14 protein-coding genes are annotated in these 13,433 nt (G+C 62.7%); 6 read left to right on the plus strand and 8 right to left on the minus strand.

The window, feature by feature from the left end:
• Nucleotides 1-123 precede the first annotated feature (123 nt).
• On the minus strand, nucleotides 124-1,710 hold the full coding sequence (locus tag ACUXVH_RS09905) for an ABC-F family ATPase (RefSeq protein WP_011061394.1): 1,587 nt from the start codon (nucleotides 1,708-1,710) through the stop codon (nucleotides 124-126).
• Nucleotides 1,711-1,959: 249 nt separating this feature from the next.
• Nucleotides 1,960-2,694, minus strand: coding sequence for an alpha/beta fold hydrolase (locus tag ACUXVH_RS09910; protein WP_053158645.1), 735 nt, complete (start codon nucleotides 2,692-2,694; stop codon nucleotides 1,960-1,962).
• A 359-nt stretch (nucleotides 2,695-3,053) separates the two neighbouring features.
• On the opposite strand from ACUXVH_RS09910, the gene lpxO reads away from it, so the two are divergent.
• The 3 genes from lpxO to ACUXVH_RS09925 all read left to right on the plus strand — a co-directional run bounded on the left by lpxO (nucleotide 3,054) and on the right by ACUXVH_RS09925 (nucleotide 5,773).
• Nucleotides 3,054-3,953, plus strand: coding sequence for a lipid A hydroxylase LpxO (gene lpxO / locus ACUXVH_RS09915; RefSeq protein WP_077934160.1), 900 nt, complete (start codon nucleotides 3,054-3,056; stop codon nucleotides 3,951-3,953).
• Nucleotides 3,954-4,175: 222 nt separating this feature from the next.
• Nucleotides 4,176-4,544, plus strand: a complete 369-nt coding sequence (locus ACUXVH_RS09920; protein ID WP_065364103.1) for a hypothetical protein — start codon at nucleotides 4,176-4,178, stop codon at nucleotides 4,542-4,544.
• Between the two features lie 77 nt (nucleotides 4,545-4,621).
• Nucleotides 4,622-5,773, plus strand: a complete 1,152-nt coding sequence (locus ACUXVH_RS09925) for a PQQ-dependent sugar dehydrogenase (protein ID WP_065364102.1) — start codon at nucleotides 4,622-4,624, stop codon at nucleotides 5,771-5,773.
• A gap of 181 nt (nucleotides 5,774-5,954) precedes the next feature.
• Here ACUXVH_RS09925 and ACUXVH_RS09930 read toward each other — a convergent pair whose 3' ends face one another.
• A complete protein-coding gene (locus ACUXVH_RS09930) occupies nucleotides 5,955-7,061 on the minus strand; it encodes a GNAT family N-acetyltransferase/peptidase C39 family protein (protein WP_065364101.1) in 1,107 nt (368 codons plus the stop codon).
• A 93-nt stretch (nucleotides 7,062-7,154) separates the two neighbouring features.
• On the opposite strand from ACUXVH_RS09930, the gene ACUXVH_RS09935 reads away from it, so the two are divergent.
• Nucleotides 7,155-8,741, plus strand: coding sequence for a RimK family alpha-L-glutamate ligase (locus ACUXVH_RS09935; RefSeq protein WP_015635682.1), 1,587 nt, complete (start codon nucleotides 7,155-7,157; stop codon nucleotides 8,739-8,741).
• A 6-nt stretch (nucleotides 8,742-8,747) separates the two neighbouring features.
• Here the strand turns inward: ACUXVH_RS09935 and map are convergent, their stop codons facing one another.
• A complete protein-coding gene (gene map, locus ACUXVH_RS09940) occupies nucleotides 8,748-9,512 on the minus strand; it encodes a type I methionyl aminopeptidase (RefSeq protein ID WP_011061387.1) in 765 nt (254 codons plus the stop codon).
• Nucleotides 9,509-9,709, minus strand: coding sequence for a ParD-like family protein (locus ACUXVH_RS09945; protein WP_011061386.1), 201 nt, complete (start codon nucleotides 9,707-9,709; stop codon nucleotides 9,509-9,511). Before ACUXVH_RS09945 ends, map begins: the two co-directional genes overlap by 4 nt.
• Before the next feature lie 295 nt (nucleotides 9,710-10,004).
• Between ACUXVH_RS09945 and ilvA the strand changes: the two genes are divergently transcribed.
• Nucleotides 10,005-11,042 (plus strand): threonine ammonia-lyase, biosynthetic, encoded by a 1,038-nt coding sequence (gene ilvA / locus ACUXVH_RS09950; RefSeq protein ID WP_015635681.1) that lies wholly within the window; start codon nucleotides 10,005-10,007, stop codon nucleotides 11,040-11,042.
• Between the two features lie 282 nt (nucleotides 11,043-11,324).
• Here ilvA and ACUXVH_RS09955 read toward each other — a convergent pair whose 3' ends face one another.
• Nucleotides 11,325-11,630, minus strand: coding sequence for an NIPSNAP family protein (locus tag ACUXVH_RS09955; RefSeq protein ID WP_011061384.1), 306 nt, complete (start codon nucleotides 11,628-11,630; stop codon nucleotides 11,325-11,327).
• Between the two features lie 26 nt (nucleotides 11,631-11,656).
• A complete protein-coding gene (eco, locus tag ACUXVH_RS09960) occupies nucleotides 11,657-12,133 on the minus strand; it encodes a serine protease inhibitor ecotin (RefSeq protein ID WP_015635680.1) in 477 nt (158 codons plus the stop codon).
• A gap of 517 nt (nucleotides 12,134-12,650) precedes the next feature.
• Between eco and ACUXVH_RS09965 the strand changes: the two genes are divergently transcribed.
• The gene (locus ACUXVH_RS09965) at nucleotides 12,651-12,914 is read left to right on the plus strand and encodes a DUF1652 domain-containing protein (protein ID WP_011061382.1); all 264 of its coding nucleotides are present in this window, start codon (nucleotides 12,651-12,653) and stop codon (nucleotides 12,912-12,914) included.
• Nucleotides 12,915-13,038: 124 nt separating this feature from the next.
• Here ACUXVH_RS09965 and ACUXVH_RS09970 read toward each other — a convergent pair whose 3' ends face one another.
• On the minus strand, nucleotides 13,039-13,296 hold the full coding sequence (locus ACUXVH_RS09970) for a DUF2790 domain-containing protein (RefSeq protein ID WP_011061381.1): 258 nt from the start codon (nucleotides 13,294-13,296) through the stop codon (nucleotides 13,039-13,041).
• Nucleotides 13,297-13,433: the final 137 nt, after the last annotated feature.

A 13,433-nucleotide genomic window follows, 5' to 3' on the forward strand; every position in this document is an offset into this window, starting at 1 on the left:
GTGATGCAAGGCTGGCGGGCCTTTTCGTCGGCAAGCCGGCACCTGCGAGCGAGGGGGCATACAAAAAAGCCCCGTCACACTGGACGGGGCTTTTTTGTTGTCGCTTACCGCTTGCCGCTGTCTTTAGAACATCACGCCCTGGCTGCGCAGGTAGTCGTCGTAGGTGCCGCTGAAGTCGGTCACGCCGCTTGGGCTCAACTCGATGATGCGGGTGGCCAGGGACGATACGAACTCACGGTCGTGGCTGACGAAGATCAGGGTGCCCGGGTAGTTTTCCAGGGCCAGGTTCAGCGCCTCGATGGATTCCATGTCCAGGTGGTTGGTCGGTTCGTCCATCACCAGCACGTTGGGCTTTTGCAGGATCAGCTTGCCGAACAGCATGCGGCCTTGCTCACCACCGGAAATCACCTTCACCGACTTGAGGATCTCGTCGTTGGAGAACAGCATCCGGCCCAGGGTGCCGCGGATCATCTGTTCGCCCTGGGTCCACTGGCCCATCCAGTCGAACAGGCTGACGTCGTCTTCGAAGTCATGGGCGTGGTCCTGGGCGTAGTAGCCCAGCTCCGCGCTTTCGGTCCATTTCACTGTGCCGGCGTCCGGGGTCAGCTCGCCCACCAGGGTGCGCAGCAGAGTGGTCTTGCCGATGCCGTTGGGGCCGATGATCGCTACGCGCTCGCCGGCCTCGACGGTGAAGCTGAAGTTCTGGAACAGGGTCTTGCCGTCGAAACCCTTGGACATGCGCTCCAGGGTCACCGCCTGGCGGTGCAGTTTCTTGGTCTGTTCGAAGCGGATGAACGGGCTGACGCGGCTCGACGGCTTGACTTCGGCCAGCTGGATCTTGTCGATCTGCTTGGCCCGAGACGTGGCCTGCTTGGCTTTCGAGGCGTTGGCCGAGAAGCGGCTGACGAAGGTCTGCAGCTCGGCGATCTGCGCTTTCTTCTTGGCGTTGTCCGACAGCAACTGCTCGCGGGACTGGGTCGCGGCGATCATGTACTCGTCGTAGTTGCCCGGGAACAGGCGCAGCTCGCCGTAGTCCAGGTCGGCCATGTGGGTGCAGACGCTGTTCAGGAAGTGCCGGTCGTGGGAAATGATGATCATGGTGCTGTTACGCGCCGTGAGAATGTTTTCCAGCCAGCGGATGGTGTTGATGTCCAGGTGGTTGGTCGGTTCGTCCAGCAGCAGCACTTCCGGATCGGAGAACAGCGCCTGGGCCAGCAGAACTCGCAGTTTCCAGCCTGGCGCGACTTCGGTCATCGGGCCGAAATGCTGTTCCAGGGGAATGCCCAGGCCCAGCAGCAGCTCACCGGCGCGGGACTCGGCGGTGTAGCCGTCCATCTCGGCGAATTCGGTTTCCAGCTCGGCCACGGCCATGCCGTCTTCTTCGGTCATTTCCGGCAGCGAGTAGATGCGATCGCGCTCGGCCTTGACCTTCCACAGCTCCTCGTGGCCCATGATCACGGTGTCGATCACGGTGAATTCTTCGTAGGCGAACTGGTCCTGGCGCAGCTTGCCCAGGCGCACGTTCGGTTCCAGCATGACCTGGCCGCCGGACGGCTCGAGGTCGCCACCGAGGATTTTCATGAAGGTCGACTTGCCGCAACCGTTGGCGCCGATCAGGCCGTAGCGGTTGCCGCCGTTGAACTTGACCGAAACGTTCTCGAACAGCGGCTTGGCGCCGAACTGCATGGTGATGTTAGCTGTGGAGATCAATTACTTACCTACCAATGTTTTAGCGCCGACCTTAAATCCACAGGGCGCGATCTGGAGCCTTCCAGGTCGGACCGGTATGGGTGTGGAACTGAGCCAGCGGGCGTACGTCGAGCGCAACATTCCGGCCAAGAGGCCAGGTTGCTGAGCGAAGAGTGCGGGGTGCATGTTGAAATTTGCGCGCATTGTCGCATATGTAAACGAGCAGTTGTATGACACAGGGGCAGGGATTTTAGCGCGGGCAGATGATGCTCAACCCCTGACGGGCATGGCAGCCGCTTCCAGCAGGTCGTTCAGGAAGTGCTGCAATTGCGCCGCTGCCGCGGCCGGCGCGGCCTGGAGCAGGCAGTGGGGCGCCTCGATCTCCACCAGCCGGGCGTCGCTGCGCAGCTGCCGGACCAGGGCCGAAGCCGATGGGGGCACCAAGCGATCCTGGCGGGCCCGCAGGTACAGCAGCGGCACCCGGCTGGCAGCCAGGGCCTGGCGTACATCCACGGCGATCACCGCCTGCAACCGGGCCTGCAGTACCTGCGGCGCCACCTGGGCGATCGCCGCCGCCAGTGCCTGACGCAGTGCCGGGGTGGAAAAGCCGCCCAGCAGCAGGGCATCCATGGGCCAGAACGGCAGGCGCTGCACCGGCAGTACCTTGAGCAGGGGCTGCAAAGGCGCAAGGCGCGGGCGCGGATTGCGTACAAAGCTGCTGCACAGCACCAGGCCCATCAGCCCTTCGGGATTGCGGGCGGCCACGCTCACCGCCACCGGGCCGGAAAAGGACTCGCCCAGCAGGATGAATCGCCGGTTCGTCGGCAGTTGCGCCATCACCCGCTCCACCAGGGCCGGGTAGCCCAGGGGCTGATCGCCGGGATAATGCAAGACCTGTACCGGCCAATGCTGGCCCAAGGCCTGGAGCAGCGGCTCGAACAGGGTGCCGGTGCCATCCATGCCCGGCAGCAGCACCAGGGTTGGCGGGAGATTGGGGTCGATCAAGTCGGGAATCCTTGCCGAAGAGGAGAGGGCAGCGGCGCGCAGGATACCTCGGCAAGGCCCGGCAACACAGTCCCTTGCGGGTCGCTACCGGCACCGAGCGGCTTTTGTTGAGCTGAATCAACAGCCGGCGCAATACCCGCATCTTTCAACGAAAGGAGCGCAGCTTTTAACAAATATGAGTTAACCATTGGTTACAAACTGTGGCTAAAATGCCAGCCGACGGCCAGATGCCGAGGGTCGAACCTGCGACGAAGAGTGTCGCCGGTTACGCTTTTTTCAACTCAGACGCTGCAATTTTCCTTTGGCCTTCCGGGCTTTCAGAGGCGCAGCATGTTCTCTTCTGACGTGTGACGATTTCCGTGAAACTCATCATTGCCGCTGTATACGTTTTATCCATTGCGTACGTACACCTGCGGGGGCGCGTGCGCCATAAACTGGGCCGCCAGCTCAGTGATCACTCGACCTTCCTGGCGCCCATCAACTGCTTCCTCTATCTGTTCTCCAAGTACCCCAACCGGCCGTACCTGGACCCGGCCGACTTCCCGGAGATGAACAAGCTGCAGGAACACTGGGAAGAGATCCGTGCCGAAGGCCAGAGCCTGCTGCAGGCCGGCGAGATCAAGCGCTCGGACCAGTACAACGATGTGGGTTTCAACTCCTTCTTCAAGACCGGCTGGAAACGCTTCTACCTGAAGTGGTACGGCGACAGTCACCCTTCGGCGATGAAGCTGTGCCCACGCACCACCGAGCTGGTGCAGAGTATCGGTTCGATCAAGGCTGCGATGTTCGCCGAGCTGCCGCCTGGTTCGCGCCTGGTTCGTCACCGCGACCCTTATGCCGGTTCCTATCGCTACCACCTGGGTCTTTCCACGCCGAACAACGAAGGCTGCTTCATCGAGGTCGACGGTGAGCGTTATCACTGGCGCGACGGCGAAGCGGTGATGTTCGACGAGACCTACATTCACTACGCGGAAAACACCACCGAGCAGAACCGCATCATTCTGTTCTGCGATGTCGAGCGGCCGATGAAGTACCGCTGGGCCGCTGCGTTCAATGGCTGGTTCAGCCGTACCGTGATGTCCGCCGCCGGCGCGCCTAACGATGCCGGTGACAAGACTGGTGGCCTGAACCGTGCCTTCAACAAGCTGTACAAGATCCGCCTGCGGGGCAAAGAACTGAAAAAGCGCAACCGCGCGCGCTACTACCTGGAAAAGTGGGCGATCTTCGCTGCACTGCTGTTGCTGTTCATCTACATCTGACGTTGCTCCCCCGCGGTGTAGGAGCGGGCTTGCCGGCGAACGCATCCTTGAGCCAGAGGCATGGCCAAAGGGCCCGTTCGCAGGCCAGCCAGCGCTTGCAGATGAAGGCACCGTGGATACCGGGTGTTACATGTTCTGAAGGATTATTTAGTTAACAAAGCCGAACCCTGGGCGTAGCGTGGAATCGAATTCGATACCTTGTCGCTCCTCAGGAGGCTTTTCATGAACGGTCTGGCTCGCGGGTTTGCCGCACTCATCGCGCTGGTCTGGACCAGCGGCGCCGCCTGGGCTGGCGCCCCTGAAGCACCTCCCCCCCATCAACACCCCCTGCAATTGGCGCAGAACCTGCCCAGCAGCGGCAACAACGACCCCTACAGCAACCCCATCCGTCGCGCCAACCCCAACAGCATGCAGGGCACCCAACCCAGCAGCCCGCCCGTGCGCGGCCCCAGCACCGCTCCGACCGGTCGCCCGCCAACCCTTGAGAACGGTGGCATCGGCAATGGCTACCCGCGTGGCGGGGTGCAGCGACCCAACCCTGATCCCCGGGTGCAAAGCCCCCGCGACAGCGATCCCGGCAACCGGCGCTGAAGCACTGTCCTGCCACCCTGGCGGCAGGTGCGAAACCTGCTACCGAGGATTTTCTCGATCGACAAAAGGAAGCGAGCATGTTGCGTAAAACCCTTATCGCCACCTTGTGCTCCAGCGTCTTGCTGGGCAGTGCCGTGCCCGCCATGGCCGCCACACCCCAGGCTTTTCCCAGTGAACAGGGCACGCTGAACCTGACTCCGGTGGCTGCCGGCCTTGACCATCCCTGGGCCCTGGCATTCCTGCCGGACCGCCAGGGCATTCTGGTGACCGAGCGCCCGGGCAACCTGCGGCTGGTCGGCGCGGACGGCAAGCTTTCGGCGCCCCTGAGCGGGGTGCCCAAGGTCTGGGCCAAGGGCCAGGGCGGCTTGCTGGATGTGGCGCTGTCGCCGGACTTCAAGCAGGACCGCATGGTGTATCTGTCCTATGCCGAAGGTGGCGGCGCGGGCGGGACTGCCGGCACCGCCGTGGGCCGTGGCCGTTTGAGCGATGACCTGAGCGGGCTCAAGGATTTCCAGGTGATCTTCCGGCAGGAACCCAAGCTGTCCACGGGCAATCACTTCGGTTCGCGGCTGGTGTTCGACCGCGACGGCTACCTGTTCGTGACCCTGGGTGAAAACAACGACCGGCCCACCGCCCAGGACCTGGACAAGCTCCAGGGCAAGATCGTGCGCCTGTACCCGGATGGTCGGGTGCCGGATGACAACCCTTTCGTCGGCCAGGCCGGGGTGCGCCCGGAGATCTGGAGCTACGGCCACCGCAACCCCCAGGGGGCGGCGCTCAACCCCTGGAGCGGCACCCTCTGGGAGAACGAACACGGGCCCAAGGGTGGCGACGAGATTAATATCATCGAGCGCGGCAAGAACTACGGCTGGCCTCTGGCGACCCACGGCATCAACTATTCCGGCCAGCCGATCCCCGAGGCCGTGGGCCAGACAGCGCCCGGCACCGTGGCGCCGCACCATGTGTGGGAGAAGTCCCCCGGCATCAGCGGCATGGCCTTCTATGACAGCGACCGCTTCAAGCCCTGGCAGCACAACGTGTTCATTGGCGCCCTGGCCAGCCAGGAGTTGATCCGGCTGCAGTTCAACGGTGATCGGGTCGAGCACGAGGAACGCCTGCTGGGCGGGCTCAAGGCGCGTATTCGTGATGTGCGCCAGGGCCCGGACGGCTACCTCTACATCCTCACCGACGAGGACCAGGGCACGCTGTACAAAGTCGGGCTGCAATAGCCCCGGGCTCCCTTGCAGGCGCCCACAGGGGCCGCGCAAGGCTGCGGGCCTCTTCGCCGGCAAGCCGGCTCCTACGGGGGGCGGCTGCGAGGCGTATCTGGCTGCTGTAGGAGCTGGCTTGCCAGCGAAGGCGCTGGCAGGGGCCGCGCAAGGCTGCGCCTCTTCACCGGCAAGCCGGCTCCTACGGGTGGGCTCGCGGGGGGAAGAGGATCACCGCGGCGCGCAGTTTGCTGCTGCCGAAACTGCACATCTTGGCGAACTCGCCGTGACTCACCGGCAGGTGCTGGCAGTCCAGGGGCTGGCGGTGCTGGCTGTGGTCGACATCCGGGTCGTGGAGGTAGACGAAGTCCTGGTCGCAGTCGGTGACTATCACCCAGTGCGGCGCCTTGGAGCGGGTCAGGCGATAGCTGCTGATCAGCACCAGGGGCTGGCCGCCTTCACGCAACAGGCCGGGCAGGTCCAGCGGCCCGCCGAGCACCTGCTGCACTTCGCTGGCATCCAGTTCCTTGCAGAACTCATCGTGGACCAGGCGCATGACGTCCTTTTTATGTTCGTCGCGCACGCCGTTGAGAAACAGCGGCCCGCTGCTGTTGACCTGCAAGCGCACGGCAAAACCGCGGCGCCAGGCCGCCAGGGCCAGGCCCTGGGGGCTGCAGCCACCATGGCCCGAGGTCATGAAGACGGTGGTGGCTTCACGCCAGATCTGCAGTTCCTCCCGACGCTCCAGGGGCCGTGAAGGTTGCAGGGCGCCCATGGCCATCAGCAGGCAGGCGGGGCCGCAGGTGAAGTCGGTGGTCTGCTGGTAATAGGGCACGCGGATGCTACGGGTCTCGCGGTGCTGGAGGATGCGCTTTTCCAGGCGCAGGGCGTCGGCGTGGTCCTGGTAATAGTCGGGGACCAGGGCGAAGCGCCGGTAGCCGTTGCGCTCGTACAAGGCGATGGCCGCAGGGTTGTCGGTGCGTACCTCCAGGCGCAGGTAGGCGCAATCATGGGCCAGGGCACAGGCCTCCATGCGTTGCAGCAGGCGCTTGCCCAGCCCCAGGCCCCGGGCGCTTTCGACGATAGCCAGGGAATACAGGCGCGCCAGGGAGGTGCCGCGATGAAACAGCACCAGGGCATACCCCAGCACCTGCGCCTGCTGTTCGGCCACCAGCAGCTGCCCATGGGCGCGGCTGATCATCCACTGGAAGCTGCGCGGGGTCAGCCGGTCGCTGGTGAAACATTGTTCTTCCAGCGCCACCAGCGCCGGCAAGTCCTCGAGGGTTGCAGTGCGAAAGACAAGATCCATATGACCGCCGTAAAAGTTGCGTAATGAAACGAGACTTCAAAAAAAGTTCGTGCTTAATAGAAAGGGTCAGGTTCTTCAGCGAGAGCGAACTTTATGTCAGCGGTACAAGGTCATTGGCGAGAAGTATCCGGGCAAAGTTTGCCGGCGACAATCACTTCCTCAACTAATATTGCCCGGCTGGACAAAACCTCAAGCCAGGTAATCATTATTGTCGAACGCAAGGAAGACTGGGCCTCGTACTTTCCCAGCGACGACATCCTCACGGCCCAGGAGTACCTCGAACACAGCCGCGAAAGCGCGCCCGGCAAGCGCGTCCAGGTGATCAACCTGTGCCGCAGCTACAAGTACCTGGGGCATGGCTACTATTGCTCGCTATTGGCTGAAGCCCGCGGCCACCGGGTGATTCCCTCGGTGCGCACCATCAGCGAACTGACCCGCAAGGCGCTTTATGGGTTGGCCCTGGATGATCTCGACAAGAGCCTGGAAAAGGCCCTGAGCAATCATCTTTACCGCGATACCGAAGGCTTTACGCTGACCCTTTACTTCGGTCGAACTCATATAGAGCCCTTGCAGGAATTGGCTCGGCAATTGTTTGAACTCTTCCCTTGTCCGATCCTGTTAGTTGATTTCAAGCGAACTAACAGTTGGCACATCGAAGGCGTCAAGTCGGGGGCGCTGCATAAGTTGCGCGAAGATCAGGAAGATCAGTTCGCCAACTCCCTGGACAGTTTCAGCCGTAAGGTCTGGCGGGTTCCGCGCTCCCGGCAAGTGGCCCGTTATGACTTGGCCATTCTCCATGATCCCCAGGAACTGCTGCCGCCTTCCAACCCTCGGGCGCTGGAGAGTTTCATTCGCGTGGGCAAGGGCCTGGGCATCGATGTGGAACTGATCGAGAAGAAGGACTATTCGCGGCTGGCCGAATATGACGCGCTGCTGATCCGCGAGACCACCAGCGTCGACAACCACACCTACCGTTTTGCCAAGAAGGCCGAGAGCGAAGGGCTGGTGGTGATGGACGACCCGGCGTCGATCCTGCGCTGCACCAACAAGGTCTACCTCAGCGACCTGCTCAAGGGCCATCAACTGGGCATGCCCGCCACCGAGATTCTCTACAAGGAGCGACCGCAGGATTTCGAACGGGTCGGCGAGCGCCTGGGTTTTCCCCTGGTGCTGAAGATCCCCGACGGCTGTTTTTCCCGCGGAGTGATCAAGGTCGAGAGCCAGCAGGCCTTGATGGAAGCCACCGCCGAGCTGTTCGAGCACTCGGTACTGCTGCTGGCCCAGGAGTTCTTCTACACCGAGTACGACTGGCGCATCGGCGTGCTCAACCGCAAGCCGATCTTTGCCTGCCAGTACTTCATGTCCAAGGGCCATTGGCAGATCTACAACCACAAGGCCAAGGGCCAGGACATCAACGGCGAGTGCCGCACCCTGGCGATCCACGAAGCGCCCCGGGCGGTGGTGGATCTGGCGGTGAAGACCGCCAACCTGATCGGCGACGGCCTGTACGGCGTCGATCTCAAGCAGTCCGGCGACAAGGTGGTGGTGATCGAGGTCAACGACAACCCCAACCTCGACGCCGGCATCGAGGATGCCTACCTGCAGGACGATCTCTATGCCCTGGTGCTGGAGGAGTTTGTCCGCCGCCTGGAGCTCAAGCGGCGCGGCCAGGCCTGGTAGGGGCCTTCATTGCGGTTGCAGGGTCAGCACCTCGAAGCCGTCCCGGGTCACCGCCACCGTGTGTTCCCACTGGGCCGAGAGGCCGTTGTCGCGGGTGACCACGGTCCAGCCATCCTTGAGCCCGCGGACCCGGGCGCTGCCCTGGTTGAGCATCGGCTCGATGGTGAAGACCATGCCCTCGCGCAGCTCCAGGCCGGTACCGGGGCGACCGAAGTGGAGGATTTGCGGCTCTTCGTGCATCTGCCGGCCGATGCCATGGCCGCAGTATTCACGGACCACGCTGTAGCCCTTGGCTTCGGCATGGGCCTGGATGGCATGGCCGATATCGCCCAGCCGGGCGCCGGGGCGCACCACCTTGATCGCCGCCCACATGGCCTCGAAGGTGGTGTCCACCAGGCGCCGGGCCTTGGGCCCGACAGTGCCGATCAGGTACATCTTGCTGGAGTCGGCGATGTAGCCGTTCTTCTCCAGGGTGATGTCGATATTGATGATGTCACCGTCCTTGAGCACGGCCTTGGGGTGGGGCATGCCGTGGCACACCACCTCGTTGATCGAGGTGTTGATGCAGTAGGGGTAGTTGTACTGGCCCTTGCTGGCCGGGCGCGCCTTGAGTTCATGGCGGATCAGGTGTTCCACCGCGGCGTCCAGCTCCAGGGTGGACAGGCCGGGGGCGACAAAACCGTCGAGATAGGTGAACACCTGGGCCAGCAGCCGCCCGGCTTCGCGCATCAGCGCCAGTTGTTCCGGGGTCTTGATCAGGGCCTGGGTCATGCGCGCCCCCTGAGCAGGTCGGGTTTGTTCAGCAACAGCTTGTTGATCAGGTCGTTGTAGGCCAGGTGAGGGTTGAGTTCGGCCAGCAGGCCGATCTTCATCCAGAACTCGGCCTGGGCATTGATCGAGCGGTCCATGGCGGCGCTGGCCACGCGGATCTGCTCGTGCAGTTCATCGGAGATCTTGACGATGCCCATGGGGGCCTCCCTTGAGGAAATATACGAATCATATATGTTTCGTATATTGGGCTTCAAGCCACGGTGCCCGATGGCAGACGTCGCCGTTCAAGGAGGGGCGGGAAAAAAGCGTTGACCGGAGCCTGCTGGCGCGAGTAATTTCCAGCCCATGACTTTCCCTGCATATCGTTTCCAGCCAAGCATTATTACCGCCATTCCTTATTGGCGGGCTTGCTGACGACTGCACCCAACCCGCCCTGGAGGCGGGTTTTTTCTCTCTGTCTCCCGGGCTTCGTACACAGCCAGGAGATCCACCATGAGTCGCCCCAGCCGTTCTGCTACCCCCCAGCCCAGTGCCGACATGGCGTTGCTGGAGCGCTACGTGAAGATGATTCTTGCGGCGCCGGTCTACGACCTGGCGATCCGTACGCCGTTGCAGGCGGCGCCGGCGCTGTCCGAGCGGCTGGGCAATCAGATCCTGCTCAAGCGCGAAGACCTGCAACCGACCTTTTCCTTCAAGATCCGTGGCGCCTACAACCGCCTGGCGCACCTCACCCCGGAGCAGAAGCTGCGCGGAGTGGTCACCGCGTCCGCCGGCAATCATGCCCAGGGCGTGGCGCTGGCGGCGCGGGAACTGGGGATCAAGGCAAGCATCGTGATGCCCGCCAGCACCCCGGAACTCAAGGTGCTGGGGGTGCGCAGCCGCGGCGCCGAGGCGATCCTGCATGGCCAGAGCTTTCCCTTCGCCCTGGAGCATGCCCTGGATCTGGCCCAACGCACCGGCAGTACCTTTGTTTCACCCTTTGATGATCCCCATGTGATTGCCGGGCAAGGCACCGTGGCCATGGAGATCCTGCGCCAGCAGCAGGGCGAACTGGACGCGATCTTCGTTCCGGTCGGCGGTGGCGGGCTGATCGCCGGGATCGCCGCCTATGTCAAATACCTACGGCCACAGATCCGCATCGTTGGTGTCGAGTCCGAACATTCCAACTGTCTGCAACAGGCCCTGGCGGCAGGGCAGCGGGTGGTGCTGCCTGAAGTGGGAACCTTTGCCGACGGTGTTGCGGTGGCACAGATCGGTGAGCATGGTTTCCAGATCTGCCGGCATCACGTGGATCAAGTGATCAGCGTCAGCAATGACCAGTTGTGTGCGGCGATCAAGGACATCTACGACGATACCCGCTCCATCACCGAACCCTCGGGCGCCCTGGCGGTGGCGGGCATCAAGGAATACGTGGCGCAAAGCGGCGTCCGCGGCCAGACCCTGGTGGCGATCGACTCGGGCGCCAACATCAACTTTGACAGCCTGCGCCACGTCGCCGAACGCGCCGCCCTGAGCAACGCCGCCTTGTAGACGCTGGCTTGCCAGCGAAGGCGCCCTGCGCGGCGATGCAAACCTTTCGGGCCTCTTCGCCGGCAAGCCGGCTCCTACGAGGGCGTGCACGGTGTACCTGCCTGCTGTAGGAGCTGGCTTGCCAGCGAAGGCGGCCTGTGCGGCGATGCAAACCTTTCGGGCCTCTTCGTCGGCAAGCCGGCTCCTACGGGGGCGTGCACGGTGTACCTGCCTGTTGTAGGAGCTGGCTTGCCAGCGAAGGCGCCCTGCGCAGCGATGCAAGCTTCACCGGCAAGCCGGCTCCTACGACAGCAGAGGGCGCATGAAGCTGCGTTCGTAGCTGAGGATGAAGCGCTTTTGCACCACCGCCGCTACCAGGGCCACGCTTTCCGGGTCACTGAGGGCGCTCTGGCGGTAGGCTTCGTAGTCCGCCAGGGAAGGAAAGCTGAACAGGCAGTAGGCGATGTTGCTGGCACCTTCGGAGGGCAGGAAATAGCCGTGGTGGGTGCCGCCCAGCCGCCTCACCACCGCGATCCAGGCCTTGGAGTAGGCTTCGAACTCGGCCAGTTGGTAGGGGTCGATCACGTATTTGACATGGCAGGTAATCAAGGGCGGCACTCCGGCTGGGGGATGGCTTATTCCTGGCGGGCGTTTTCTGTCTTGTCCGCGGCGCTCCACAGGCGGTAGCGCACTTCCACGTCCTTGGGCGCGTAGATCACGATCGGCAGCTTGCTGTTGTAGCGCAAGACGAAGCCGTCACCGGTCACCGGGACGAAATCCTCGCGGGTCTTGCCGTCGGGGCAGGCCATCCGCGTACTTATCGGGCCGCTGACCTGGTCCAGGCGGTAGTAGGGATAACCCCAGCCTTCGAGGTTCTTCTCTAGCAGCTTGCCGCCCAGGCGCTGCAGGTTGCAGTCCACGGTGAGGGTCTTGCCGGCGAGGATCTCGACCTTGTAGCGGTCTTCGTGCTGTTGCTTGGGCAGGTGGATGACCTGGCGGGTGAAGCCGTCTTCGGCCTTGGGGTAGGGTGCGGTGTCTTCGAGCTTGGCGGCAAAGGCCTGGGCGCAGAGAGCCGAAAGCAGGGTGACGCTGGCAAGGGGGAGCAGACGCATGAAGCCTCCTGGCTGATTGAAAGCGCGATACACCCGTTTGAGTGGGCGCCTTGGGGAAAGTCCGGCCCGGGCATTCTGACCGGCGCCCGAGGCGCAATGCAAACGTCCTGGGTAGCAGGGTATTTTGCAAGGCCAACTGCCTGCTTTCTTGCACTTTGCACGGCTGCTCTTACGCCGCGTGCCGATTTCGCAGGGCCCTGTGGCGCTGCCGGCCAGGCACGTTTCCTGCTGCTTTATCAATCAGGCCCGCGATTGAGCAAAACCTTGAAACAAGACCAGTTGCACGCAAATGGAGGGATAGGCCGGCGGCCGGTATGGGCTGGCAGCCAACCCAGCGAAAAACCCCGGTGCTCAGAGCGAAATCGAATTTAGCAGCCTCGGGAAAGCGGCTTAGTCTGTAGCTTGGCTCCGTCTGCAAGGATCAAGACCGGGCCCGGATCACTACCGAACACGGACGTCATTGTTGTCAGGTTGTTTGCCTATTGATTGGCCGTCTCGAACAAAGGAGAGAGTCGCCATGTTTTTATCTGCCCTTGAACTGCGAAATATCATTGAAAGCAGCTTTCTGCCCAAACGCTGCCAATGCACCCTAAGCCCCGACCTGTCGATGACCGTGAAGGTCTTCGGCGACCATCAAACCGACCGGGTCGACCTGGTGGTTACCGGCATCGACGCCTCGCAGCTCAACGGCTGTAGGGAAATCAACGAGCTGATTGCCGAATTGCGCTACGACCTGGCGCACAACCCTCGCCAGGTTGCCCCTCTGCGGCGTGCATTCTAGGCGCCTTCGGGAGTAGGGAATTCAACAGCGGGGCCGCCAGGCCGCCGCGAACCCCGGCTTGCCGATCGGCACCGGGCGTGATGAGGGGCCGCAGCGCGGCCCCGTGTGAGCGTGTTGCACAGCCTCAATTATCGGTGGTGCACGCATCCGACATCTTTCTGTAGGTGATTTCCTCGGGCTTGCCCTGGTTGTCGATGAACTTCATGTCGGCGGTGATCACTTTGCACTCCTGGGTCGCAGGTTCGGTCATCGAGATCACTTTGCCCACATGCAGCGGCATTCCATAGTGGTAGGGCACGGCGGTGGTGCTGTCTGCCTGGGCCAGGCCACTGAGGGCACTCAACAGCAGGGCGGTGGCAGTCAAACCGATACGCAGGTTCATGGCAATTCTCCGATGCAGGCTACGTCAGTTCCGCGCCAATCAGGCGTTAGAACTTGCCGCGCAGCGCTTCAGATTGTTCTGAACTAGCGCGGTCAATGACACTTTTAGCCTGACGGATTAATTGCCGATTAAATTGC

It is taken from the genome of Pseudomonas sp. 8(2025) (genome assembly GCF_052665325.1).